Here is a 23943-nt window from a genome sequence, read left to right on the forward strand (position 1 = left end):
GTTGCGTCCTGCGGGTGACTCAGTGTTTGTCGAGGCGCTCGTCTGTGCTGAGGGTGCGGGCTTCAACCGCCAGCATAACCGGAATCCCCTCACGAATGGGGAACGCCATGGCATCCTGGTAGCAAATCAACTCGGTGCGGGCATCGTTGAGCTTGAGCTCACCCTTGCACACCGGGCAGGCCAACATGGCCAGCAGTTTTTTATCCATGATTCGATTCCTCGCTGATATCAGGTTGCAACTGGCCAGAGCAGGCTCTGAGCCGTTCCAGAAAATGCCGTTCAAAAGGTTCCGACAACCGGGCCTGAACCGTCAAGACCCAGGCGTTATCCGGAGCAAAGCCCTGGCACTTCACTGCATCTTTGGCCGTCATTACCAACCATTCGAGAGCGCCCGACGCCAGGTCTTCGGGGCGAAAATGATGATGGTCAGGAAAGGGCACTTCATTGACGTGAGCGCCAAGAGTCCGGAGGGTATCGAAAAATCGACCGGGATTACCGATACCCGCCACCGCCCGTACCGGTTTACCTTCAAGCTGCCCCGGCGACAGGGTCTCACCGGAATTCAGATTCACCAGAGCCGAGGGCACCAGCTCCATGGCATGAATCTCCGGATGATCAACGCCGGCAAAGCTCTCGATGGTCTCGCCAGCCTCCGGAAACTCCGCTCCGTTAAGAACGACAAAGTCGACACCGTTCAACCGTTCAACCGGCTCCCGCAGCGGACCGACCGGAATGATGGCACCGTTTCCAGTGCCACGCCGGGCATCAAATACTGCCAGTTCAATGTCTCTGGGCAGACGGTAGTGCTGCAGGCCATCGTCACAGATCAGTACATCGCCCAGGCCATTCTCCAACGCCCAGCGAGCCCCACGACAGCGATCCGGGTCAACCACCACCGGGCATCCGGTGGACCGTGCCAGCATCAGGGGTTCGTCACCACAGATGCCCGCAGGGGTCCCGTCAGCGACCAGTAAGGGGTACTGAGAGCTTTTACCACCGTAGCCACGGCTGAGAATCACCGGTTTCCAGCCATGTTGATTCATGCACTGAACCAGGCTGGCAGTGAGAGGTGACTTACCAGTGCCGCCAGCGGTGATATTGCCCACCACCACAACCGGGACCGGCAGCAATTCGTTTCGCGCATGCCAGGCCTTTCGACGCCTGGACTCAGACACCGCCCGATATAACCAGGCCAGTGGTGTGAGCAGTGCAAGAGGCCTGCCCTGCCCGTACCAAAGCCGGTCAACCAGGCTGGTGCTCATGCGTGCTCGCTGAACTGAATCTGATGCAGCTGGGCATATGCCCCACCCGCAGCCAACAGCTCACCATGACTTCCGGACTCAACAATGCGGCCATTGTCCATGACCAGAATCCGGTCGGCCTTCTCAATGGTGGATAGCCTGTGTGCGATCACCAGCGTGGTACGGCCCTGCATAACCGTTTCCAGCGCTTCCTGAATATGGCGTTCGGATTCCGTATCCAGCGCCGATGTCGCCTCATCCAGAATGAGAATTGGGGCGTCCTTGAGGATGGCCCGCGCAATCGCAAGCCGTTGGCGCTGGCCACCGGAAAGCATCACACCATTGTCGCCAATCATGGTGTCGAGCCCTTCCGGCATGCGGTTGATAAACTCTAGCGCGTGGGCCTTTTCAGCCGCTTCCATAATTTCTTCCCGGCTGCAGTCGCGCAGGGAACCGTAGGCAATGTTGGCGGCGATGGTATCGTTGAACAGCACCACGTTCTGGTTCACCAGAGCAATCTGGGCACGCAGGGACTGAAGCGAAAACTCCTTCAGTTCATGGTCATCAATGCGGATAGCTCCCCCGGTGTACTCGTAGAAACGGGGTAACAGGCTGACCATGGTCGACTTACCACTGCCTGACCGGCCCACCAGTGCGACACTCTGGCCGGCTGGAATATCGATGGTTATCCCTTCAAGCACATTGTCGAGCTGATCCCGGTATCGGAAAGACACCTGGTCAAATGTGATGTCGCCTTTGACCCGCTGCGGGTTGTAGGAGCCCTGGTCCTCTTCCGGCTTTTCATCCATGGTCTCGAACACATCAAACGCAGCCGCCACACCCTTCTGAATCTTGGCGTGCACGGAAGTGACCTGGCGAATGGGCTTGGCCATCGTCGTCGCCGCGGTGATGAACGCAATCAGCTGACCAGTCGACATCTCACCCCGAATCTCCGGCGCAAGCATGGTCCACACCAGCGCGGCGATAGCAAAAGCCACCAGCACCTGAATGACCGGGACACTGATCGCCTGAGTAGAAGCCATTTTCAGGCTCTGTTTCAGGTTACGGGCACTGACCTCACGAAACCGCTCCCGTTCATAATCTTCGCCTCCGAAGGTGCGCACCACCCGGTATCCGGTGATCGACTCGGAGGCCACATGGGTGATATCGCCCATGGAACCCTGAATACGCTTACTGATTCGACGAAACCGTTTGCTGGCATAATTCACGACCAGACCAATGACCGGACCGGCCGTAAGAAAAATCAGGGTCAACTTCCAGTTGGTGTACAGCATGAAGCCGAGCAGACCCACTATGGTCAGCCCTTCGCGAAGGGTGATAGTCACCGCATTGGTCGCAGCATCCGCGACCTGCTCAACGTTAAAGGTGAGCTTCGAGACCAGACGCCCGGATGCGTTTTCATCATAGTATCGTGACGGTAAAGACATCAGGCGATCAAACACATCGTTGCGTAAGGCGTTGATCACGTTGCGCCCGACGTAGCTGATAAAATACTGGCTAAAAAACGTACCAACGCCTCTGAAGGCAAAAACACCCACGATCAGCCCGGTCAGCAACATCCGGTTCTGGTCGGACGGATTCTCGATCGCCGTGATCACATATTCCATCGCCGCGGCCATCCCGGTGGATGCAGCGGCGTAAATGATGTTTCCGAACACGGCGAGGGAGAACGCAAACCAGAAAGGCTTGACGTACTTGAGCAGGCGTTTGTAGGTGGTCCAGCTACCGGCAGGTGGCGTCTTGAGCGGCTCCGGCCTTGTCTGCATCACTGGCTTTCAGCCTCCCGCTCTGTGGTTATGCTCAGCTTGGCAAACCCCAGGCGACCGGCAACATCCATGGCCCGCACCACAAATTCATGGGGGGTTTGGGCGTCTGCAGTGATGATGAACGGCAGGCTGTTGTCGCCTTCGGCCAGCTCACTGACGCCACGCTCGAGGGTTTCCCGGCGATTGTTAACCAGTGGTCGGTCGTTCAGAAAGTACTGGCCCTCGGCATTGATCACCACATCAATCTGCCGGACCTCAGACGGAGCTGCCGGCTCTGCACTGGCTTCCGGAAGCTCCACCTGCAGATGACTCTCCCGGGTAAATGTGGTCGACACCATGAAGAAAATCAGCAGCAGGAACACCACATCAATCAGTGGCGTCAGATCTACCCCGACTTCCTGGCTTCGTTGGCGCTTGAACTTCACGGCGTTCAGGCTCCTTCAACGTCGATTTCGCGGTCTCCGTGGACCACTTCCACCAGTTTGATGGCTTCCTGCTCCATGTTGACCACCAATTCGTCTACGCGACGGATGAAATAGCGGTGACAGATCAGAGCAGGAATGGCGACACTCAGGCCAGCCGCAGTGGTGATCAATGCCTCGGAAATGCCTCCGGCCAGGTTGCCGGCATTGCCGACGCCGGCCAACTGGATTTCGGCAAACACTTTGATCATGCCGATAACGGTACCCAAAAGGCCCAACAGTGGCGTGATTGTGGCGATAGTGCCCAGGGGATTCAGAAAACGCTCCAGCTCGTGGATAACCTGGCTGGCCTCGTGTTCGATGCTTTCTTTCATGATCTCGCGACCATGTTTGGCGTTGATCAGGCCGCCGGCGAGAATCCGGCCAAGTGGCGAAGATGCCTGCAAGGCTTTCAGCTTGCGACCGTTAAGCTCTTTTTTCTTGATCCAGCGCCAGAGTTCGTTAATAGACTGCGGGGGCGCGACCCGAGAGGCCCGCAAGGTCCAGATTCGTTCCAGAATGATGGCAAGTGCCAGGATGGAACAGGCAACAATGGGCACCATCAGGATGCCACCGGCTTTCAACAGCTCGAACACGCTTGATCTCCCTGATTAGTTACAAGCCGCGCTACTTTAGCATAGCTGTCGGTGCAGGCCACACCCGGATTGTCACGGTATTTTACATTCACTCCTGGCAAGCCCCGGAGACGCTATCCAGAAAGGCTGTGTCTGCCAGAGCTCACTTATAAGCAGGCCTGAATCTGCGAACCTGAGTGTGATCTGGCCGGAGCAGGCCGTGTTCAATGGCACGGCACCACTGGCGCGGTACCGACCGGTTACTTCCGGATGCGGATGCCCGAAATGGTGCCGGTAGCCCGCCGTATAGATCACCTGATCCGGCGCCACCGCCTGTACCCAGCGTGTTGAAGATGAAGTTTTGCTGCCATGGTGTGGCGCCAGCACCACCCGCTGCGCAACGCGGTTCTCAAGCCACTCTGGGCCGCCGCCACCGAGCATCAGTTGCTCAACCTTCCGGCTGATGTCCCCGGTCAATACGAAATCGCTGTTGCTGGACGGGTGGTACACGCGTATCACGCACGAAGCGTCATTCCCGTCCGCAGGCAACGGATTTTGCCACAGCGACATCACCAGACCCGGCCACCGGATATTCCCCGGGCGACAACCTTCCACCGTCACCGGCACCCGCCCGGTAATAAGAGCAGGCTCTCCGGAAATCACCCTTTTGATCGCGAAGTGCTCAGACAACGTCTCGAGACCGCCGGCGTGGTCATTATCCGCATGGCTCAAGACCAGCAGATCAATAACCTCGACGCCCATTGCCCGAAGATTCGGCACCAGCACCGAATCGGCGGCGGAGTAGACGCCCGTAACTTCGGGCCCGGTGTCATACACCATCACCCGGCCACCGGCGCGAACCACAACCGACAGCCCCTGCCCCACATCCAACACCCGGACTTCAGGTGCCCGTGCCACGGAATTGCCTGCTCCCGTACCTGACCAGGGTACACTGAGCAACAGGAAGGTAACGCCCAGCAATGCCCGCCATCGCCAGTCCCTCCAGCGAATCCCCCAAAGCGCCAGCAACGCCAAACCCGCTGCCAGTGGCAGCGGCAGAGGCTGCATCTGCCCTGCCGGGAACTGGGCCACCAGCTCCAGCCACCACCATAGCGCCCCCAGGACAAGGTCAAACCCGGCCGACACCCAGGGCAGGAGCCACCCCCCGGAAAAAAGGGCGATGATGGCCCCCAGGAACAGTACCGGCATGACGGCAAACGACACCCAGGGCACCGCCAATAGATTGGCCGCGAAGCCTGCAAAAGGTTGGCCCTGATGCACCAGCATCAACATTGGCCACAACCCGACAAAGACCGCCAACTGGGCTATCAACAAAGCCGACAACCAACCCGACGAACCCAGACGCCCTGAAAATACCGCCAGCAGCACCCCGACAGCGCCAAAAGACAACCAGAAACCCTGGTCCAGAGGCGCAAACGGATCCATCAGAAGCACCACTGCCAGAGCCAGCACAAAGGGTCGCCAGCCGCTCTGCTGTCTTGCCTTGAGCAGATACCAGCCGCCGGCAACCACCATCACCAGGGCCCGCCGGGTTGGTACGGTAAAACCGGCCAATAGCGAATAGACAAGGCAGCTGAGCACAACCACCAGAAAAACCAGAGAACGCCGGCCCTGCTCACTCAGACCACCAACCGGCAGCAATAACAAACCCCAGCGCGCCAACAGACCAACTCCGACCGCCACCAGACCGAGATGCAAACCGGAAATAGCCACCAGATGAATGGTGCCGGTCGACTTGAGTACCTGCCAGTGATGATCTTCCAGAGAACCCCGGTTACCCATTAGCAGAGACGCAATCAGGGGGTAGTATTCCGCTTCACCAAACCAACGCTGCAACTTCTTTGATGCTCGCCAGTGCCAGGCGTGGTACTGACATTGCAGTGCGCATGACAGCTCCGGTGCCGCAGAGACCTGTTTAACGGAACCGGTCGCCCGATAGCCGTGACGGAACAACCAGTCTTCGTAGCGAAACCCATCTGGGTTCAGGTTGCCCTGAGGACGCTTGAGAGTGACCTCCAGTGTCAGGCGATGGTCGGGTAGCCTGCGCCCCTCCCTGCCGTACCAGGATAGTCGCAGGACGCGGGGCAAGTTGTTATCTACCGACACGCCAGGTGCCTGCCAGTGCAGGACACAGAATCCGAATCTCAGACTGTCAAAGCTTCCCGGCGTCGGCAAATCACAGAGATACCCGGAAACCACAATGCGCTTGGTTTCCCACTCCGAAGGCAGGCGCTCGGCCAGTCTCATATCGGCATTCCAGCCGGCCCAGACCAACCCCAGCGTCGCAGCAACCACCACGGGCCCGAGCCTCTGTATGCGCTGGTATCGACAGGCCATAGCCAGCAACATTAACCCAACCAGCACAAACAGCCATGGATATGGTGGCAAGGTTGCGAGCCGATACAGTAAGATAACGCCGCAAGAGAAGGCGAGAATGCTGGCGAGTCCAACACCGAGCCTGCTGACCCGGTTGGAAACTGGGTTTTCGGACAATCCTTGTCCTCCGATTTTCGATAGCGCTGGCAGCCTCTGGGCTCCAGTGATTACTCAAAGCCAGGAAACAGGCCGAACTTCCTATGCCGAAGAAGTTCATGAAACGGTATTTGCCCACCCCTGAAAAGGTGCAGTCGATGCAATCGCTGCGTTTTCTGGGCGATATCCTCCATGAACCCAACCTGTGGCACATCAACCGGCACTGTGTTGCCAGGGCCTTCCTGGTGGGCGTCTGGTTCTGTTTTATTCCGATGCCTTTCCAGATGCTGGCAGCCGCATTCTGCGCCATCTGGTTTAACGCCAACCTGCCTTTATCCGTGGTTCTGGTCTGGATCAGCAATCCGCTGACCATGCCCCCGATGTTCTACTTCAATTACAAGGTGGGGGCCTGGATACTCAATCGGCCGGTTCTGGCGTTCGAATTCGAGCTTTCCTGGGACTGGATCAGCCACAGGTTGATCGATATCGGCGTGCCGTTGTACCTGGGTTCTCTGGTTCTGGCCACGGTGACCGCCTGCGTCGCTTACCTGATCATCCAGTATCTATGGCGCCGCAAGATCCGCACTGAATGGCAATTACGGCGTCGCCAGCGCAACAAGCGAACGCCCGCGAGCAATCAGGCCTCCTGAACCAATCGCCCCTGCTCCAGTCGCAGCACCCTTCCCAGGCTCCGGGCCATGGTCATGTCGTGGGTAACCATGATGAATGACGTCCCGGAATTATCACGCAGGTCGCCGATCAGGGCACGGATACCCTCCCCTGTGTGCTCATCCAGATTGCCGGTAGGCTCATCCATTAACACACACTCCGGGCTGTTAACCAGCGCTCTGGCGATCGCTACCCGCTGACGCTCACCACCGGACAACTCGCCGGGTTTGTGCCTGAGCCGCTCACCCAGCCCCACCCGTTGCAGCAGTTGCTCCGCCTTCGGGCGGGCCTGCCTGGGTGCCATGCCACCCAGCGCGCAGGGCAACATGACGTTCTCAAGTGCGGTAAATTCCGGCAGCAGATGATGGAACTGATACACAAACCCCAGGTGCTGATTCCGGAACCTCGCCCGGCCTGCTTCCGATAGCTGATGAATATCCTTGCCACAAATCCGGATATGCCCGGAGGAAGGGCGATCCAAACCGCCCAGCAGGTTCAGCAAGGTGGTTTTCCCTGCCCCGCTACTGCCCACAATGGCAACCGTCTCGCCGGCCTTAACCTGAAGTGAGATGTCCGAGAAAATCGTCAATGTTTCCGGCCCTTCACTGTAGGTGCGGGTAACCTTCTGACAATCAATCACCAGAGATGTCGTCTGCCCGTCACTCATAACGCAATGCCTCCGCCGGTTCGACCCGCGACGCACGCCAGGCCGGATAAATAGTTGCCAGCAGGCTCATGGCAAGGCCCGCACCGCTGATAATCAGTACATCCTGCAACTGGAGCTGCGACGGCAGGTAGCTGATGAAATAAACATCAGCGCTGAGAAACTGATGCCCCAGTGCGGATTCGAGCCAGGAAATGAAGCCGCTGATGTTCAGAGCGCCAAAGATCCCCAATGCAGTACCTGTGAGCGTGCCAAACACACCAATCACGGCACCCTGGATGATAAAGATCCTCATAATGCGCCCGGGCGTGGCGCCCATGGTTCGCAGGATGGCGATATCAGCGGTCTTGTCGGTCACCACCATGACCAGCGTTGACACAATGTTGAAGGCCGCCACAGCGACAATGAACATCAACAGCAACCCGATCATGGTTTTTTCCATGCGGATTGCCTGAAACAGGTTGCCATGGGTGCGGGTCCAGTCCGATACGTAATAGCGGCCTCCCAGGGTCCGGGCAACATCATTGACAACTTTGGGCGCCGCAAACAGGTCATCCATTAAAAGCCGGATACCCTCCGCGCGGCCACCGGTACGCATCAAACGCGCCGCATCATCCATATGAATCAGCGCGTAGTTCCCATCAAGCTCAGCACCAACGCTGAAAATACCCTTGACGGTAAAGCGCTTGAGCCTGGGCAACACGCCGGCCGGCGTTACCGAGGCTTCCGGTAATACCACCGTGAGTTTATCGCCTACCCCCAGTCGAAGGCTGTTTGCCATCAACCGGCCAATGATGATTCCGAATTCCCCGGACCGAAGCTCCTCAAGGCTGCCTTCGATGAAATGGTTCTCGATAATCGAAACGCTGGCCTCCTGCTCCGGCAGGACACCGTTGAGCATCACGCCCCGGACGTTTCCACCACCGGTTACCATGCCCTGGCCCTGGATAAAGGGAGCGGCCGCCAGCACTCGCGGGTAGGCTTCAACCTTCTGGTCAATCTCCTGCCAGTTCTCCAGGGGACCGGAAGCCCCCTGAATCGTGGCATGAGGCACCATCCCAAGAATGCGCTGCTTGAGTTCGCGATCGAACCCGTTCATGACCGAGAGCACGATGATCAATACCGCAACGCCCAGCATCAGGCCAATCATTGAGGTCAGGGAGATAAAGGAGATGAAGTGATTACGTCGTTTGGCGGCGGTATATCGCAGGCCAATATAAAACGATAAGGGTCTGAACATGTAGGGGTGCCTGTCGCTACCTTGCGGTCCGTCGATTATTGAATCCCCGCTGGCCTCGATCATTACCTGGCCCGGAGATTTGCCAGGCCTCTTACCAGCCGTTGGGAAACTGCTAAACTGTTCTATAATCAATAAAAACCCGTCCGGAGACAGGATGCCAAGCCAGAATAAAACGCCACCGAGCGGAGACAGCCAGCGGGAGCGCCGGGAGTTCTTCCGGATAGACGACCGTATCGGGCTTGAGGTACGCCGCCTGGACGACGCCCATCCCGGCGACGATCCGTTCAATAACTCTCCACTGGAAGCCCTGAAAGCCGAGTTCCGGAGGCTGGACCAGGACGTACGTGCACACCTGGCAAGCCTGGCTGAGCGCGACCGCCTGCTGGCCGGGCTGGTCAAATCCCTGAACAGCAAGGTCGATACGCTGGCGCGCATTATCGCCTTTGAGCAAAATCCGTTGCAACCGGAGGACTGGCAGGATGTAACCCTGAGTGAGGGCGGCCTCTCATTCCGCTGGCCGACAGCAACCTTTGGCGCGGGTGACCGACTGGCCATTCGGATGACTCTACCACCAGAGCTATACCAGCCAAGAGCCATTGCTGAAGTACTGGATACCGAGCACGACAACCAAGGCGGCACACGGGTTCACACGCTGTTTGTTGAACTGGATGACAGCGACCGTCAGCAAATTGCCCGGCATGTGATGCGTTGGCAGATTCGGCAACGCCAAAAAGAGTAAGATACTGAAAAAGTGCTGACTTTTGCTAAGCTTTTCGGGATATTACGTTTTATTCATCTGCCGCAGACAGTGCGCAGTAATCATGCATTATTGGAGACTCCTCTATGACAAACTACCGCAATGTGATGGCTGCCGCCGTTTTGGCTACGGCTGTATTCGCCGGCTCAGCGCCACTGGCCCTTGCTGAGGAACTGAGGGTACCGGTCGGCAGCCAGGCCGACAGAAGCCAGATCAGCCTGCCCGCGAACGGCATGAGTGAAGACTCCGTCCGAAATCGCTGGGGCGCCCCCCAGAACATCAAAGGCCCGGTCGGAGAACCCCCCATCAGTCAGTGGCATTATCAGGATTTTGTCGTCTATTTCGAAGGTAACCGCGTAATACATGCAGTGGCAAAGCAACACAAAGACTGATAAACACCCGCTTCATCAAACACCGGCCAAGGAATGACAATGCACGGGCTGCATTGCTCAGATAGAATGGCGGCTTTTGCAAACCAAGGTGACTTATACAGTGACTTCCAGACGTACGTTGCCTGCGGAGTGGGCTTCCCAAAGCGCAGTCATGTTGACCTGGCCTCATCCCGGAACCGACTGGGCAAAGCGCATGGCCGACGTGGAGCCCGTGTTCGAGGCCATTGCCAAAGCGGTCCTCCGTTTTGAACACCTGGTGATCAGCTGCGAGTTCGTGGCACGTCTCCAGCAACTTGGCCAGCAGCTGAACGCTTATGCCGAAGGCAACGGGTTACCAGGTCGCGTAATCACTGTGCCAGCCCCGGCCAACGACACTTGGGCCAGGGACCACGGCCCCATCACCGTGGATACCGCTGACGGCCCCGCTCTGCTGGACTTCCGGTTCAATGCCTGGGGAGACAAATTTCCCTGGGAAAAAGACGATGCCCTCAACCGGCACCTGGCGAACGCGGGCGTTTTCGGCAAACACCCACTGCAGCCAGTGGATTTTGTCCTGGAAGGCGGCTCTATAGAATCCGATGGCGCCGGCACCTTGCTCACTACCAGCGAGTGCCTGCTGACTCCGTCCAGAAACCCATCCATGGATCGGACGGCTATCGAGCAATTGCTGGAGGAGGTCCTCGGGGTCGATCGTATTCTCTGGCTCAACCACGGATATCTGGCGGGCGACGATACCGACAGCCACATCGATACCCTGGCACGGTTCTGCGCGCCTGATCATATCTGCTATGTGACCTGCCCGGATGTTGCGGACGAGCACTACAGCGCCCTGGCGGCGATGGAAGAAGAATTGCAGGAATTCCGTCAGGCCGACGGCACCCCCTATCGCCTGACGCCCCTGCCCTGGCCCGACCCGATTTACGATGAGGACGGCGAAAGGTTGCCAGCGACCTACGCCAACTTCCTGATCATCAACGGCGCAGTTCTGCTGCCAGTCTACGATGTGCCGCAGGACGAAGAAGCCGTCCGCATCATGGCGGGCATCTTCCCAGACCGGGAGATTATTCCGATTGACTGCCGCCCGCTTATTTACCAACACGGCAGTCTGCACTGCGTAACCATGCAAATTCCTGCGGGGGTGGTAACGGTATGACCAGCACGAACACCAGCTCCAACCTGAAGGTCGCCGCCATTCAGCAAACCTGCAGTCCCGACAAGAACCAGAGTCTCGCGACATCCGAACGCCTGATACGGCAGGCTGCGGCGGATGGCGCGCAGTTGATTGTCCTGCAGGAGCTGCACGCCACCCAGTATTTCTGCCAGACCGAAGACACCGCCATTTTTGAGCTTGCCGAGCCCATTCCCGGGCCCACCAGCAACTATCTGTCTGGTCTCGCAAAAGAATTAGGCGTTGTGCTTGTGGGTTCTATTTTTGAAAGGCGCATGAATGGCGTTTACCACAACACATCTGTGGTGTTCGACACCGATGGCAGCCTGGCCGGGCTGTACCGGAAAATGCACATCCCGGACGACCCGGGCTTTTATGAGAAATTCTACTTTACTCCCGGTGATGCCACCTTCAATGACGGCAGCAGCGGGTTTACCCCCATCCAGACTTCCGTTGGTAAGCTGGGGGTCCTTGTGTGCTGGGACCAGTGGTACCCGGAAGCGGCCCGACTGATGGCACTGGCCGGCGCGGAAATACTGATCTACCCGACCGCCATTGGCTGGGACGTGACCGACGATCCAGACGAACAGGCCCGGCAACTGGACGCCTGGGTGACCGTTCAGCGTGGCCATGCGGTAGCCAACAACCTTCCGGTTATCGCCCCGAATCGCGTTGGGACCGAGCCAGATCCTTCCGGCCAAAGCGATGGCATCCGGTTCTGGGGGAACAGTTTCATCTGTGGCCCTCAGGGCGAGTTTCTGGCCCGCGGCAACGAGACTGACGAGTGTATCCTGTCGGTAACCCTGAACCGCCAGCGCACCGAATCCATCCGGAGAATCTGGCCGTACCTCAGGGACAGGCGCATCGATGCCTACGGCGACATTCTGAAACGGGTAAGGGACTGAAACCGGCATGAAACAGAAAATGGACACGGTCGTCAGCGCCCTTAACAAGGTACTGCTGGGCAAGGAGAATCAGGTTCGTCTGGCGCTCTGCGGCCTGCTTGCCCGCGGCCACCTGTTGATTGAAGATATTCCGGGCATGGGCAAGACCACCCTCTCCCATGCGCTGGCAAAAATCATGGGGTTAAGCTATCAGCGAATCCAGTTCACCAATGACCTGCTGCCTGCAGACGTCCTCGGCTACTCCATGTATGACAAGCAGGCCGGCGGGCTCGTGTTTCACCCCGGCCCCATCTTCGCCCAGGTGGTTCTGGCAGACGAAATCAACCGCGCGTCACCGCGCACCCAAAGCGCCCTGCTGGAAGCCATGGAAGAAAGGCAGGTATCCATTGAGGGGGAAACCCGACCACTACCTACCCCGTTCTTTGTGATCGCAACCCAGAACCCCATAGAGCAAGGCGGCACCTTTCCCCTGCCTGAATCCCAGCTTGACCGGTTTCTGATGCGCCTTCGGCTGGGCTACCCCGACCCGAAAGCGGAACGGGAGTTGCTGGAGGGCGAAGACCGCAAACACCTTACCGATCGTTTGCAGGCCATACTCCCGCACGATGAGCTGGTGGCCTTGCAGCAGGCCGTGGAAAAGGTATCCGCCAGCCCGGCTTTGCTGGATTACCTGCAACGCCTTCTTGAGCAGAGCCGGCGCATGCCCGGATTGCTTTACGGCTTGTCCCCGAGGGCGGGCCTCGGCCTGCTGAGAGCCGCCAAAGCATGGGCACTGATGGAAGGTCGTAATCACGTACTGCCCGACGACGTGCAGGCCGTCTTCCCCGCCGTAGCCGAGCACCGGCTGGAACAGGGAGAATCCGGTAAAGCCCGGGAGCGGGTGCGCCAGCTGTTAACGACCGTATCGGTGCTTGAATAATCCGGATCTGACCACATAGCAAGGTTTTATAAGCCGCATTGGCGTAAACAAATGGCAGTCCGGTCATTTCATGTTAGCCTTTTGCCAGATTTCAGATGAGCGGTTCCTGTTCTGCCCTCCGCAGGGACAGAGGAGAGCCGTCGAATACGCATACTTCATTTCAGTGAGACACAGATGAGCGAAACCCGACATTCCCGACTGATCATTCTTGGCTCCGGCCCGGCCGGCTACACCGCTGCAGTCTATGCCGCGCGCGCCAACCTGAACCCGACCCTGATCACCGGTATCGAAGTTGGCGGCCAGCTGACCACCACCACTGACGTAGACAACTGGCCGGGCGACAATGACGGCGTTCAGGGCCCCGAGCTCATGCAGCGCATGCAGAAGCACGCCGAGCGTTTTGAAACCAGCATCGTGTACGACACCATCAACGAAGCTGACCTGAACAACCGCCCGTTCCGGCTCAAAGGCGACAACGGCGAATACACCTGCGACGCTCTGATCATTGCCACTGGCGCCTCTGCCATGTATCTGGGGCTTGAGTCGGAAGAGAAGTTCAAGGGTCAGGGCGTGTCGGCCTGCGCCACCTGTGACGGCTTCTTCTACCGCAAGCAGAAAGTCGCGGTTATCGGCGGCGGCAATACTGCTGTGGAAGAGGCGCTGTATCTCTCGAACATCGCTGATGAAGTGACCCTGGTTCATCGCCGTGACAAGCTTCGGGCCGAGAAGATCCTTCAGGACAAACTCTTCGAGAAAGCAGAAAACGGCAACGTCAACATCATCTGGGACCACACCCTGGACGAAGTGCTCGGCGATGGCACCGGTGTTACCGGCATGCGCATCCGGAACACCAAAGATGGCAGCACCCAGGATCTGGAGCTGGCCGGCGTATTCATCGCGATCGGCCACAAGCCGAATACCAGCCTGTTTGAAGGGCAACTGGATATGGCTAACGGCTACATCCGGATTCGCTCCGGCCTGGACGGCATGGCCACCCAGACCAGCATTCCAGGCGTGTTCGCGGCTGGCGACGTAGCCGATCACGTCTATCGGCAGGCTGTGACGTCCGCCGGGTTTGGTTGCATGGCTGCGCTCGACGCCGAAAAGTTTCTTGATCAACAAGGCTAACTGCTCAGGAGCAGAATGACGTCGCTACCCTGGCTGGACCCTGATCAATTCTGGTTTCCTCCGGCAGAAGAAGCGCTGGAGGATCCCGATGGCCTGCTTGCCCTGGGTGGCGACCTGTCTCCGGAACGCCTGATTCTGGCCTATCGAAATGGCATTTTCCCCTGGTTCAGTGACGACCAGCCCATTCTCTGGTGGTCACCGAACCCCCGCTGCGTGCTGTTTCCCTCTGACATCCACATCTCCCGGAGCCTGCGCCGGACGCTGAACCAGCGTCGATTCCATATCACCACCGATCAATGCTTTGGCCGCATCATTCGGCTCTGCGCAAACACCCGCGCTGAGGGCACCTGGATTACTGACGACATGATGGCAGCGTATACCGAGCTGCATAAACGTGGTATCGCCCACTCCATTGAAGTCTGGAATCGCAACAATGAGCTCGCAGGCGGCATGTACGGTCTGGCTATCGGCCGCTGTTTCTTCGGCGAATCCATGTTTTCACTGGAAACCAACGCCTCCAAGGTACTGATGGTGCATCTGGCCCACCAGCTCGGCGAATGGGGTTACCAGCTCATGGATTGCCAGGTAGAGAGCGACCACTTGCTGACGATGGGCGCGCGCAGTATTCCGAGGGCGGAGTTTTTATCTATACTCAGGGCATGTGTCGATCGGAAACCGGACCAGCCAGACTGGAACTTCAGCTGGCAATGGCCCTGCCCGGAGGTGAAATGAGTAATCTCAGAACGCTCGTTTTCTTTGCCACCCCTCCTCACGATTGCAGTTACCTGCCAGACCGTGAAGCGACCACCATGTTTGTGGACCCTCGCGCCCACATCGACAGAAAGCTCTACAGCCAGTTAACCGCACTGGGCTTCCGTCGCAGCGGCTCACATTACTACCGTCCGCACTGCGAAAGCTGCAACGCCTGTGTTCCGGTGCGCCTGCAGGTTGGCCAATTCGAGCCAGACCGGAATCAACGCCGGGTGCTTCGCAAAAATGCCGACCTCGACTGCAAGCTGGTGCCAGCAGCATTCAGTGAACGCTATTACCGGCTGTATGCCCACTATATAGAGGAGCGTCATCGCGACGGGGACATGTATCCACCTTCAAGAGAACAATTTACCTCGTTCCTCGTGGAGGGGGCTACCGACTCCTGGTTCCTCGAAATGTCTCTTGATGGTGACCTGGTGGGACTGGCAGCCGTCGACCTGCTGGATGATGGCCTCTCGGCCATCTACACCGTCTTCGCCCCGGAACTGGAACACCGGAGCCTGGGCACTTTTGCCGTGCTCTGGCAGATTGAGGAAGCCAAACGGCGGGAATTGCCGCATCTGTATCTGGGGTACTGGATAAAAGAATGCCGGAAAATGAACTATAAAACCCGCTTTAAGCCCATTGAGGCCTTGCGGGATGGCCACTGGCGCGAGATGTCGACCGACTGAGTTTTGCCAAACGTGGAGAATTCAGGCAGAATTGCGCAATTTAAAATCACCGAAAAGTATTCCGAACGAGGTTTCTACTGAATGGCGAAATCAGATGTCATTGAAATGGAAGGCGTTATTATCGACACCCTTCCCAACACCATGTTCCGCGTTGAGCTGTCCAACGGCCACGTTGTGACTGCACACATCTCCGGAAAAATGCGCAAGAATTACATCCGCATTCTGACTGGTGACAAGGTCAAGGTTGAGCTGACTCCCTACGACCTCAGCAAGGGCCGCATCGTATACCGCGCCCGTTAATCGGCCAGGCTGACATCTGAAAAGCCCCGCAAATGCGGGGCTTTTTTGATTTATACCATCCGTTATTCCCGGTTCTGATCCGAGCACTCACGACCCCCAGGGTTCGTGTAGCAGCGGATTTTTCTCAGTATGGTCATCATGTCCTCGTGATACACCGCAGCCGCTAACCGGGATTCCGGGTCCGATGAAGACAACAGATCGAGCCGGACCTGCCTGAGCATTTCCTGATAATCCCGCTTATCTTTGGCAGCTATCTCGATCCATCTGTCCTCGGGGACCCGCTCTTCGAACTGCCGGATGATCCGGATGGCTTCGGGATACAAGCGGGCCATCGTCTTTCGGGAATCACGAACAAAGTCGTCCGTAAAGGTCCCTTCCCTGGCAAAGAGCTGCACTGTCACCTGACCAACAGGGTAACGAACTATTCCCCCGTTTTCACCCGCGCCGCGAAACATCTCCAACACCTCCCACGCCGCCGCAGGTGCATAACTGATATCCACCGCGCCGGAATTGAACAGATTGGCAAAATTGGAAATTCTGGCCTCAACCGGCTCAGCACCAACGTAACTCACCATATGGCGGGCATCGTGATGTCCCTGGAAAACACTGAAGCGCTTGCCCTTGAGAGCATCGACATGGTCAATCGCCCTGTCTTTCACGAATAGATAAGCAGCGCCCATTGGCGCCACTCCGAGCATTTGATAGCCATTCTGCGTTAAATAAGGTTCGAGCCTTGGTCGCGACAGGCCGTACAACAGAACCCGGAGATCTTCGTAGTATGGTATGGCACCGATTGCGCTGATCGAGCCGGTAAAATCGTTAAAGTTCCGGGCTCCCATATCGGTTACGGCAACGAGATCACATCGGCCTTCCCGAAAATCCCTGACCGCCGCATCTTCATCGGTATAGGGCTGCATGTTCAGAAGCACTCTGTTCTGAAGTGCACTTCGCTGATACTCCCGAAGCAACTGGTAAACAAATCCGCTGGCCCCGGCAACATCAAACACGCAGAACGCTTTGGGGTCAGTTGAGGCTTTTGCAGGACTTGCCACAGCAATAGAAACAAAGGCCAATAACGCAAAAATTGAAGGGATATTCTTAGTCATCAACGGCTGCATCCTTATTGTTGTTTGCATACCGCGAGTCGGGCCGCGGACACCTACAAAAATGACAGATGTTCACGACCAATGAATTGACGGTTCCGCCAATGTTTTATGCAGAATATGGCCAACGGGTATTCAGGGTCAGGAACGATCGGACACAAAAAAACCGCTGGACGGGTAGCCCGGCCAGCGGTTTCATGAGGCTCGGTGAGGTCAGACCGCCTCGGCCGGCTCGTCCTCATAATCAAAGGTCAGCTCGTCGTCCTTGAGCTGAATGAATACATCACCGCCGTGCTCCGATAACCGACCGAACAGGATTTGCTCCGCCAGCGGGCGCTTGATCTTGTCCTGGATCAGCCGCGCCATCGGTCGGGCACCCATGGTTACGTCATAACCTTTCTCCGCCAGCCAGAGCTTGGCCGCATCATCAACGTGAAGCACAACATGCTTCTCGTCCAGCTGCGCCTGAAGCTCGGTAAGGAACTTGTCCACCACGTGAGTGATGGTGTCCTTCTGCAGATCGGCGAACTGGATAATGCCATCCAGTCGATTGCGGAACTCCGGCGTGAAGGTTTTGCTAATCACCTCCATGCCGTCGGTGCTGTGATCCTGCTCATTGAAGCCGATCGAGCGACGGGCCATGCTTTCAGCGCCCGCGTTGGTGGTCATCACCAGAATCACGTGGCGGAAATCCGCCTTACGGCCATTGTTATCCGTCAGGGTGCCGTGGTCCATCACCTGCAGCAGCAGATTGAAGACTTCAGGATGCGCCTTCTCGATCTCATCCAGCAGCAACACGCAGTGCGGATGCTTGTTGACCGCTTCGGTCAGCAGACCGCCCTGGTCATAGCCGACATAGCCCGGAGGCGCACCAATCAGGCGTGAGACGGTATGACGCTCCATGTACTCTGACATATCGAAGCGAACAAGCTCGATGCCCAGCACCTTCGCCAGCTGCTTGGTGACTTCCGTTTTACCGACACCGGTCGGCCCGGCAAACAGGAAGGCACCTTCCGGCTTCTCAGGCGCTTTCAGGCCTGCCCGAGCCAGCTTGATGGCGGTTGACAGGGATTCGATCGCCGGATCCTGACCGAACACCACCATTTTCAGATCGCGCTCAAGATTGCGCAGCAGATCCTTGTCGCTGGTGGAAACATTCTTCGGCGGAATTCGCGCAATATTGGCGACCACGTCTTCGATGTCGGTCACGTCAATGGTCTTCTTGCGCTTGTCTTCCGGCTGCAGCCGCTGCCGTGCACCGGCTTCGTCGATCACGTCGATGGCCTTGTCCGGCAGGTGCCGGTCGGTGATGTACCGGTCTGCCAGCTCTGCGGCTACCCGCAACGCCTTGTCGGTGTACTTGAGATCGTGATGTTTCTCGAAGTTCGGCTTGAGACCCTTGAGGATCTGGTAAGTGTCCTCAACGCTCGGCTCGTTGACATCAATTTTCTGGAAGCGACGCGCCAGGGCGCTGTCTTTCTCGAAAATACCGCGGAACTCCTGAAACGTGGTCGAACCAATGCAACGGAGTTCGCCTGAACTGAGCATAGGTTTAAGCAGGTTGGAGGCATCCATCACGCCGCCCGACGCAGATCCGGCACCGATGATGGTGTGGATCTCATCGATGAACAGAATGGCATGATTCTGCTTCTTCAGGTCACTCAAAAGGCCCTTGAGGCGTTTTTCAAAATCGCCACGATACTTGGTACCGGCCAGTAACGCGCCCATATCCAGTGAGTAGACGACGGCATCCGAGATAATCTCCGGCACCTGCCCGTCCACAATCCTCTTGGCCAGACCCTCGGCAATGGCTGTCTTGCCAACGCCGGCCTCGCCCACCAGCAAGGGGTTGTTCTTGCGGCGGCGAACCAGAATCTGTACCACCCGCTCAACCTCATGCTCACGGCCAATCAGCGGATCAATACGACCCTGCCGTGCCTGTTCGTTGAGGTTAGTGGCGTAGCTCTCCAGCGGACGGGAATGACCGCCCTCTTCCGCTGCTTCGTCCTGGGCAGCGTGATCCGCGCCTTCCTGGTCCTCTGCTCCCTGAACCCGGGAGATACCATGGGATACGAAATTAACCACGTCAATCCGGGCAATATTCTGTTTTTTCAGCACATAAACCGCCTGGCTTTCCTGCTCACTGAAGATGGCTACCAGTACGTTTGCTCCGGTTACCTCCTTCTTGCCAGACGACTGCACATGGAATACCGCTCTCTGCAGTACCCGCTGGAACCCCAAAGTGGGTTGGGTTTCGCGCTCACTGTCGGAGCTAGGGATCAGGGGGGTGGTGGAGTCCACAAACTCTACCAACTCTTCCTCAAGGCGCTTCAGGTCTGCACCACAGGCTTTCAGGACACCCACTGCCGATTCGTTGTCGAGAAGGGCCAGCAACAAATGCTCTACCGTCATGAATTCATGACGCTTGTCCCTCGCATTTTTGAAGGCCGTATTCAGCGTAATTTCCAGATCTTTACTCAGCATGGGCCACCCCAACGTCTGTCAGTCCGCACGTTCAATCTCGCAAAGGAGCGGATGTTCGCATTCCGAGGAATACTGGTTCACCTGTGCTGCCTTTGTTTCCGCGATGTCTCGGGTATATACCCCACATACGGCTTTTCCCTGCGTATGGACGAGCAGCATCACCTGCGTCGCCTTTTCTTCGTTCATGGCGAAGAACTTCATCAGTACGTCCACCACAAAATCCATGGGTGTGTAATCATCATTCAGGAGCACAACCCGGTAACGCGCCGGGCGCTTCAGGGCAGGCTTCTCCGGCGCAACACTGACCCCCTCATGGCGACCGGGTTGTTCATCCTCCCCCTGATTGAATACTAGTAGAGAATTCTCAATTGTCCGCATGGTTCCATATACCGGTTATTCGGTTCCTGACTTAAATGTGGATGCGTGGCAGCGTGTTTTCAAGCCAACACTGCCCACAAGCGTGCGTTGTTTATCAATACGAACATGATACCGCTTCCAGACCTGCCAGAACCACCTGTTCCGCAGTATCCGGCACTTGACTCGGGCGCCGGTTTGGCCGACAGTTAATGTGCATTGTTAAAGAATGTAAACTCATGCTTCAGCGTGTAACCCAAAGCCACATCCAATACCGGTTTCACGTTGTTGGCAACAGTTCCGGCGCCACCAGGGCGCTGTGAATTCAACACACAAAACCAATAATAAGGGAGCACCTGCCAAGCCTCTGGAACTCGCCCGCCATACACGGGCACCAAAACAGAGGAGCAGTCAGCGCCTCCCAAAGTGACAGCAAAGGAACAGGGGAGTTCATCATGCCAAGAGGCAAAGTCAAATGGTTCAATAATGCCAAGGGATACGGCTTCATCATTGAAGATGGCTGCAGCGATGACCTGTTTGCCCATTTCTCCTCAGTCCAGATGGATGGCTACAAAACCCTCAAGGCCGGTCAGACGGTAACGTTCGACAAGAAGCCCAGCGACAAGGGCGTTCACGCCATCAACATTGTCCCGGACGAGGTTCCGTCCAGAGAGACCGGGGCAAAAACGGCATCGAATTCGTCGGATCAGGCGGCTCAATCCAGCAACAGCAACGAGAGCTACACGCCCCGTGCTGTAAACGGCTGATGCCAGGCGTTGCCTGAGAACTTCAGCCAACGCCGGGCAGCCTGGCATTTCCTTCCTTTTCCCGCCGGTTCTACCGGCGGGCAGGCTTCGTGCTTTTTAATCAACGGTGATTGCAGTAGTCTTGGCGCTTTCGCGCATTTCCGGCACAGGACTTCACCTATGGCGAAGCTGATTCTCTTCAACAAGCCGTTTCACGTATTGAGTCAGTTTACCGACGAGCGCGCCAGCCATCCCAGAGCTACCCTAGCCGACTGGATTGACCAACCCGGCGTTTATCCGGCCGGTCGACTCGATTACGATTCCGAAGGGCTTTTACTGCTCACCGACGAGGGCGCATTACAGCATCGTATCGCATCGCCCACCAACAAAATGCCCAAGACTTATTGGGTTCAGGTCGAAGGTGAGCTCACAGACGAGGCCCTGCAAAAGCTTCGCAAAGGCGTAGTGTTGAAAGACGGGATCACGCGGCCGGCCAGAGCGGATCGACTTGAAACACCCGACCTGTGGCCCCGCAACCCGCCGGTGAGATTTAGACAGAATGTCCCTACCACTTGGCTGGCGCTGACGATTACCGAAGGCAAAAACCGGCAGGTACGCAGAATGACGGCGGCGGTAGGCTACCCTACCCTGAGACTGATCCGGGTCCGCATCGGGGACTGGACCCTGGATAACCTGAAGCCCGGCGAATACCGAAGTGTTACGGTCAATCTGCCCGACACTCCCCCGAAACTATCAACCAGGCCCAAAAGGAGGCGTCACCGATCATGACCTGGAAACCCCATGCCACCGTGGCGGTGGTTGTTGAAGACGATCAGGGCCGGTTTCTTCTGGTTGAGGAAGTCAGTGGCGGGAAGGTGGTTTTCAATCAGCCCGCAGGCCATATCGAGGAGAACGAGGCCATTCTGGATGCCGTACGCCGGGAAACCATGGAAGAGACCGGGTGGGAGATAGAACCGGTTTATTTCCTCGGCATCTACACCTACAAGGCCCCCGCCAATGGTGTCACCTACTACCGGTTCTGTTATGCCGCCAAAGCCCTCCGGCACGCCACCGACAAGCTGGATACCGGCATCATCGGCCCACACTGGCTGACGCCGGAGGAAATCCGGGAACTCGGTGACCAGCTTCGAAGCCCGCTGGTGCTCCAGTGCATCGAGGATTACCGAAACGGACGCAAATTCCCCCTTGATGTGGTTGTGGATGGACAGACGTAATCACCGGATGATGTTAAAATTCGCGCTTTTGACCGGTTCCCAGACGAAATGACCCAGAATACTGAGCCCCAATCCCCCGAGCACACCCGCGTGATCGTCGGCATGTCCGGCGGCGTGGATTCGTCCGTTGCTGCCTGGCTCCTGAAAGATCAGGGGTACCAGGTGGAAGGCCTGTTCATGAAAAACTGGGACGAGGACGACGGGACCGAATACTGTACAGCAATGACCGATCTGGCAGATGCTCAGGCAGTTGCCGACGCCATCGGCATCAAACTGCACACCGCCAGCTTCGCTGCGGAGTACTGGGACCGGGTATTCGAGCATTTTCTGTCGGAATACAGTGCCGGCCGAACCCCCAATCCGGACATCCTCTGCAACAAGGAAGTAAAATTCCGGGCATTCCTGGATTACGCCGTTACTCTGGGCGCCGACTATATCGCGACCGGCCATTACACACGCCAGCGCCCGCTCAACGATGGTAGCGGCAAGGCCCAGTTGCTCAAGGGGCTGGACCCCAACAAAGACCAGAGTTACTTCCTCCATGCCGTCTCCGGCCAGCGCATCGCCCGCACCCTGTTTCCGGTGGGCGAACTGGAAAAGCCGGAGGTTCGCCGGATTGCTGAAGAGCAAGGGTTCGTTACTCACGATAAAAAAGATTCCACGGGTATCTGTTTTATCGGGGAACGGAAGTTTACCGATTTTCTGAAACAGTACCTGCCCGCTCAGCCCGGCAACATTGAAACGCCCGACGGCACGGTGATTGGCAAACATCAAGGCCTGATGTATCACACCATAGGGCAACGTCAGGGCCTTGGCATTGGCGGTCTTGCGGAGTTTGGCGACGACCCCTGGTATGTGGCAGAAAAGGATCTCAACCGGAACGTATTGATTGCCGTCCAGGGCAAGCATCACCCACTGTTGTTTTCGCGGGGACTGGTCTCGGGCCCTGTTGACTGGGTTGCCGGCGAACCTCCGGCACAGAAGTTCCGCTGCAAGGCGAAAACCCGCTACCGTCAACCGGATCAGGATTGCGAGGTTACCGTCATCGACGGTGGCGTGAAGGTCGTCTTCGACGATGCCCAACGTGCCGTAACTCCCGGCCAATCCGTGGTCTTCTATCAGGGTGATGTGTGTCTGGGTGGCGGTGTTATTGAGCAAACCTGGCGCGATAACGAAGCTTTACCTGCAAGACTTGAGCGCCTGGCAAGTGAAGGATCTGACACATGAGCCGCTCCCTGCATGACCAGACCCTGGCGCTGGCCGGCCTGTGTCAGGCTGCGACCCTGGTGCAGCAGATTGCCCATAACGGCAACTGCAATGAAGACAGCCTGGAAACCTGTATTCGCTCATTGTTTGCCACCAACCCGGCCTCAACGCTGGATGTCTACGGCGGCGAATTGTCTGACATACGGGAAGGATTGACGGTACTTTCAACGGTACTGGCCCAGCACGGCCAACCTCAGGACGTAGAAATCCTGCGGTACGTGTTCAACCTGATCCAGCTTGAAGCCAAACTCAAACGCTCCCCGGACATGCTGGACGTTATCGGGAACAGGATCGAGCAGGCCCGGCATACCGCCAGCCATTTCGGTTACAGTCACAGCAACCTTCTGGGCAATCTCGCCTCGATCTATGCCGACACCATCAGCACCTTCCGTTTGCGCATTCAGGTAACCGGCAACCCGCAGATACTCCAGCGTAATGAAAATGCAGACAAGGTACGGGCCCTGTTGCTGGCCGGCATCCGATCTGCCGTGCTGTGGAGGCAAAGTGGCGGCCACCGCTGGCAACTCATTTTCACCCGCAAGAAGGTCATCAGCCATGCCCGGGAGTTGCTGCGCTGATTCAGCGAGCCGGCTGGTGTATCATTAGCAGCTTCA

At 57.3% G+C, this 23943-nt stretch carries 26 protein-coding genes; 15 read left to right on the forward strand and 11 right to left on the reverse strand.

Translation table 11 applies throughout. The annotated features are described in order from the left end of the window. Positions 1-19: 19 nt before the first annotated feature. The 6 genes from ACSSVV_RS01560 to ACSSVV_RS01585 all read right to left on the reverse strand — a co-directional run bounded on the left by ACSSVV_RS01560 (position 20) and on the right by ACSSVV_RS01585 (position 6578). Positions 20-208, reverse strand: coding sequence for a Trm112 family protein (locus ACSSVV_RS01560; protein ID WP_011785222.1), 189 nt, complete (start codon positions 206-208; stop codon positions 20-22). Beyond that, on the reverse strand, positions 201-1262 hold the full coding sequence (lpxK, locus tag ACSSVV_RS01565) for a tetraacyldisaccharide 4'-kinase (RefSeq protein ID WP_454105454.1): 1062 nt from the start codon (positions 1260-1262) through the stop codon (positions 201-203). Before lpxK ends, ACSSVV_RS01560 begins: the two co-directional genes overlap by 8 nt. Then, positions 1259-3028 carry a lipid A export permease/ATP-binding protein MsbA gene (gene msbA, locus ACSSVV_RS01570; protein ID WP_023010440.1) on the reverse strand — a complete coding sequence of 590 codons (1770 nt, stop codon included), beginning with the start codon at positions 3026-3028 and terminating at the stop codon, positions 1259-1261. Before msbA ends, lpxK begins: the two co-directional genes overlap by 4 nt. Then, positions 3028-3453, reverse strand: coding sequence for an ExbD/TolR family protein (locus tag ACSSVV_RS01575; protein WP_014421240.1), 426 nt, complete (start codon positions 3451-3453; stop codon positions 3028-3030). The genes msbA and ACSSVV_RS01575 overlap by 1 nt, the downstream gene beginning before the upstream one ends. A gap of 5 nt (positions 3454-3458) precedes the next feature. Further along, on the reverse strand, positions 3459-4085 hold the full coding sequence (locus ACSSVV_RS01580) for a MotA/TolQ/ExbB proton channel family protein (RefSeq protein ID WP_014421239.1): 627 nt from the start codon (positions 4083-4085) through the stop codon (positions 3459-3461). Between the two features lie 72 nt (positions 4086-4157). After that, on the reverse strand, positions 4158-6578 hold the full coding sequence (locus ACSSVV_RS01585) for a DNA internalization-related competence protein ComEC/Rec2 (RefSeq protein ID WP_454105455.1): 2421 nt from the start codon (positions 6576-6578) through the stop codon (positions 4158-4160). An 83-nt stretch (positions 6579-6661) separates the two neighbouring features. Here ACSSVV_RS01585 and ACSSVV_RS01590 point away from each other — a divergent pair, with 83 nt between their 5' ends. Next, entirely contained in the window at positions 6662-7207 is a 546-nt protein-coding gene (locus tag ACSSVV_RS01590) for a DUF2062 domain-containing protein (RefSeq protein ID WP_022991069.1), read from the forward strand. Here ACSSVV_RS01590 and ACSSVV_RS01595 read toward each other — a convergent pair. Both ACSSVV_RS01595 and ACSSVV_RS01600 read right to left on the reverse strand, forming a co-directional pair. After that, on the reverse strand, positions 7195-7893 hold the full coding sequence (locus tag ACSSVV_RS01595; RefSeq protein ID WP_023010004.1) for an ABC transporter ATP-binding protein: 699 nt from the start codon (positions 7891-7893) through the stop codon (positions 7195-7197). The two genes, ACSSVV_RS01590 and ACSSVV_RS01595, sit on opposite strands and share 13 nt — an antisense overlap. Then, positions 7886-9130, reverse strand: coding sequence for a lipoprotein-releasing ABC transporter permease subunit (locus tag ACSSVV_RS01600; RefSeq protein WP_014421235.1), 1245 nt, complete (start codon positions 9128-9130; stop codon positions 7886-7888). Before ACSSVV_RS01600 ends, ACSSVV_RS01595 begins: the two co-directional genes overlap by 8 nt. A 154-nt stretch (positions 9131-9284) precedes the next feature. Here ACSSVV_RS01600 and ACSSVV_RS01605 point away from each other — a divergent pair, with 154 nt between their 5' ends. The 9 genes from ACSSVV_RS01605 to infA all read left to right on the forward strand — a co-directional run bounded on the left by ACSSVV_RS01605 (position 9285) and on the right by infA (position 16141). After that, complete coding sequence (locus tag ACSSVV_RS01605; RefSeq protein ID WP_014421234.1) at positions 9285-9869, forward strand: PilZ domain-containing protein; 585 nt, start codon at positions 9285-9287, stop codon at positions 9867-9869. Positions 9870-9973: 104 nt separating this feature from the next. Continuing rightward, positions 9974-10279, forward strand: a complete 306-nt coding sequence (locus tag ACSSVV_RS01610) for a hypothetical protein (protein ID WP_023010003.1) — start codon at positions 9974-9976, stop codon at positions 10277-10279. A gap of 100 nt (positions 10280-10379) precedes the next feature. Beyond that, complete coding sequence (locus tag ACSSVV_RS01615) at positions 10380-11432, forward strand: agmatine deiminase family protein (protein ID WP_081698959.1); 1053 nt, start codon at positions 10380-10382, stop codon at positions 11430-11432. After that, complete coding sequence (locus ACSSVV_RS01620) at positions 11429-12352, forward strand: carbon-nitrogen hydrolase (RefSeq protein ID WP_288036248.1); 924 nt, start codon at positions 11429-11431, stop codon at positions 12350-12352. Before ACSSVV_RS01615 ends, ACSSVV_RS01620 begins: the two co-directional genes overlap by 4 nt. Positions 12353-12359: 7 nt before the next feature. Further along, positions 12360-13271: an AAA family ATPase gene (locus ACSSVV_RS01625; RefSeq protein ID WP_022991062.1), complete on the forward strand. Its 912-nt coding sequence runs from the start codon at positions 12360-12362 to the stop codon at positions 13269-13271. A gap of 174 nt (positions 13272-13445) precedes the next feature. Then, positions 13446-14399 carry a thioredoxin-disulfide reductase gene (gene trxB / locus ACSSVV_RS01630; RefSeq protein ID WP_022991061.1) on the forward strand — a complete coding sequence of 318 codons (954 nt, stop codon included), beginning with the start codon at positions 13446-13448 and terminating at the stop codon, positions 14397-14399. Positions 14400-14414: 15 nt separating this feature from the next. Next, entirely contained in the window at positions 14415-15131 is a 717-nt protein-coding gene (aat, locus tag ACSSVV_RS01635) for a leucyl/phenylalanyl-tRNA--protein transferase (RefSeq protein ID WP_022991060.1), read from the forward strand. Further along, entirely contained in the window at positions 15128-15841 is a 714-nt protein-coding gene (locus tag ACSSVV_RS01640; RefSeq protein ID WP_014421227.1) for an arginyltransferase, read from the forward strand. The genes aat and ACSSVV_RS01640 overlap by 4 nt, the downstream gene beginning before the upstream one ends. 81 nt (positions 15842-15922) lie before the next feature. Next, positions 15923-16141, forward strand: coding sequence for a translation initiation factor IF-1 (infA, locus tag ACSSVV_RS01645; RefSeq protein ID WP_014421226.1), 219 nt, complete (start codon positions 15923-15925; stop codon positions 16139-16141). A 62-nt stretch (positions 16142-16203) separates the two neighbouring features. Here the strand turns inward: infA and ACSSVV_RS01650 are convergent, their stop codons facing one another. The 3 genes from ACSSVV_RS01650 to clpS form a co-directional block, all read right to left on the reverse strand. Further along, complete coding sequence (locus tag ACSSVV_RS01650; protein ID WP_454105456.1) at positions 16204-17247, reverse strand: putative solute-binding protein; 1044 nt, start codon at positions 17245-17247, stop codon at positions 16204-16206. Positions 17248-17457: 210 nt separating this feature from the next. Then, a complete protein-coding gene (clpA, locus tag ACSSVV_RS01655) occupies positions 17458-19728 on the reverse strand; it encodes an ATP-dependent Clp protease ATP-binding subunit ClpA (RefSeq protein ID WP_022991058.1) in 2271 nt (756 codons plus the stop codon). 18 nt (positions 19729-19746) lie between these two features. Next, positions 19747-20106, reverse strand: a complete 360-nt coding sequence (clpS, locus tag ACSSVV_RS01660) for an ATP-dependent Clp protease adapter ClpS (RefSeq protein ID WP_011785238.1) — start codon at positions 20104-20106, stop codon at positions 19747-19749. Positions 20107-20537: 431 nt separating this feature from the next. Between clpS and ACSSVV_RS01665 the strand changes: the two genes are divergently transcribed. From ACSSVV_RS01665 to hflD, 5 genes are all read left to right on the forward strand, one after another. Continuing rightward, a complete protein-coding gene (locus ACSSVV_RS01665) occupies positions 20538-20849 on the forward strand; it encodes a cold shock domain-containing protein (protein ID WP_014421222.1) in 312 nt (103 codons plus the stop codon). A 159-nt stretch (positions 20850-21008) separates the two neighbouring features. Beyond that, positions 21009-21617: a pseudouridine synthase gene (locus ACSSVV_RS01670; RefSeq protein ID WP_022991057.1), complete on the forward strand. Its 609-nt coding sequence runs from the start codon at positions 21009-21011 to the stop codon at positions 21615-21617. Beyond that, a complete protein-coding gene (locus tag ACSSVV_RS01675) occupies positions 21614-22063 on the forward strand; it encodes an NUDIX hydrolase (RefSeq protein ID WP_454105457.1) in 450 nt (149 codons plus the stop codon). The genes ACSSVV_RS01670 and ACSSVV_RS01675 overlap by 4 nt, the downstream gene beginning before the upstream one ends. 48 nt (positions 22064-22111) lie before the next feature. Then, positions 22112-23290 carry a tRNA 2-thiouridine(34) synthase MnmA gene (gene mnmA / locus ACSSVV_RS01680; protein ID WP_454105458.1) on the forward strand — a complete coding sequence of 393 codons (1179 nt, stop codon included), beginning with the start codon at positions 22112-22114 and terminating at the stop codon, positions 23288-23290. Then, the gene (hflD, locus tag ACSSVV_RS01685) at positions 23287-23907 is read left to right on the forward strand and encodes a high frequency lysogenization protein HflD (protein WP_023009997.1); all 621 of its coding nucleotides are present in this window, start codon (positions 23287-23289) and stop codon (positions 23905-23907) included. The genes mnmA and hflD overlap by 4 nt, the downstream gene beginning before the upstream one ends. Positions 23908-23943: the final 36 nt, after the last annotated feature.

It is taken from the genome of Marinobacter sp. MBR-105 (assembly GCF_053628895.1).

Bases quoted from the DNA above. Each gene is read 5' to 3' on its own strand.
- ACSSVV_RS01560 (WP_011785222.1), bottom strand. From the start codon at position 208: ATGGATAAAAAACTGCTGGCCATGTTGGCCTGCCCGGTGTGCAAGGGT.
- lpxK (WP_454105454.1), bottom strand. From the start codon at position 1,262: ATGAGCACCAGCCTGGTTGACCGGCTTTGGTACGGGCAGGGCAGGCCT.
- msbA (WP_023010440.1), bottom strand. From the start codon at position 3,028: ATGCAGACAAGGCCGGAGCCGCTCAAGACGCCACCTGCCGGTAGCTGG.
- ACSSVV_RS01590 (WP_022991069.1), top strand. From the start codon at position 6,662: ATGCCGAAGAAGTTCATGAAACGGTATTTGCCCACCCCTGAAAAGGTG.
- ACSSVV_RS01595 (WP_023010004.1), bottom strand. From the start codon at position 7,893: ATGAGTGACGGGCAGACGACATCTCTGGTGATTGATTGTCAGAAGGTT.
- ACSSVV_RS01600 (WP_014421235.1), bottom strand. From the start codon at position 9,130: ATGTTCAGACCCTTATCGTTTTATATTGGCCTGCGATATACCGCCGCC.
- ACSSVV_RS01605 (WP_014421234.1), top strand. From the start codon at position 9,285: ATGCCAAGCCAGAATAAAACGCCACCGAGCGGAGACAGCCAGCGGGAG.
- ACSSVV_RS01610 (WP_023010003.1), top strand. From the start codon at position 9,974: ATGACAAACTACCGCAATGTGATGGCTGCCGCCGTTTTGGCTACGGCT.
- ACSSVV_RS01620 (WP_288036248.1), top strand. From the start codon at position 11,429: ATGACCAGCACGAACACCAGCTCCAACCTGAAGGTCGCCGCCATTCAG.
- ACSSVV_RS01625 (WP_022991062.1), top strand. From the start codon at position 12,360: ATGAAACAGAAAATGGACACGGTCGTCAGCGCCCTTAACAAGGTACTG.
- trxB (WP_022991061.1), top strand. From the start codon at position 13,446: ATGAGCGAAACCCGACATTCCCGACTGATCATTCTTGGCTCCGGCCCG.
- aat (WP_022991060.1), top strand. From the start codon at position 14,415: ATGACGTCGCTACCCTGGCTGGACCCTGATCAATTCTGGTTTCCTCCG.
- ACSSVV_RS01640 (WP_014421227.1), top strand. From the start codon at position 15,128: ATGAGTAATCTCAGAACGCTCGTTTTCTTTGCCACCCCTCCTCACGAT.
- infA (WP_014421226.1), top strand. From the start codon at position 15,923: ATGGCGAAATCAGATGTCATTGAAATGGAAGGCGTTATTATCGACACC.
- ACSSVV_RS01650 (WP_454105456.1), bottom strand. From the start codon at position 17,247: ATGACTAAGAATATCCCTTCAATTTTTGCGTTATTGGCCTTTGTTTCT.
- clpA (WP_022991058.1), bottom strand. From the start codon at position 19,728: ATGCTGAGTAAAGATCTGGAAATTACGCTGAATACGGCCTTCAAAAAT.
- clpS (WP_011785238.1), bottom strand. From the start codon at position 20,106: ATGCGGACAATTGAGAATTCTCTACTAGTATTCAATCAGGGGGAGGAT.
- ACSSVV_RS01665 (WP_014421222.1), top strand. From the start codon at position 20,538: ATGCCAAGAGGCAAAGTCAAATGGTTCAATAATGCCAAGGGATACGGC.
- ACSSVV_RS01670 (WP_022991057.1), top strand. From the start codon at position 21,009: ATGGCGAAGCTGATTCTCTTCAACAAGCCGTTTCACGTATTGAGTCAG.
- ACSSVV_RS01675 (WP_454105457.1), top strand. From the start codon at position 21,614: ATGACCTGGAAACCCCATGCCACCGTGGCGGTGGTTGTTGAAGACGAT.
- mnmA (WP_454105458.1), top strand. From the start codon at position 22,112: ATGACCCAGAATACTGAGCCCCAATCCCCCGAGCACACCCGCGTGATC.
- hflD (WP_023009997.1), top strand. From the start codon at position 23,287: ATGAGCCGCTCCCTGCATGACCAGACCCTGGCGCTGGCCGGCCTGTGT.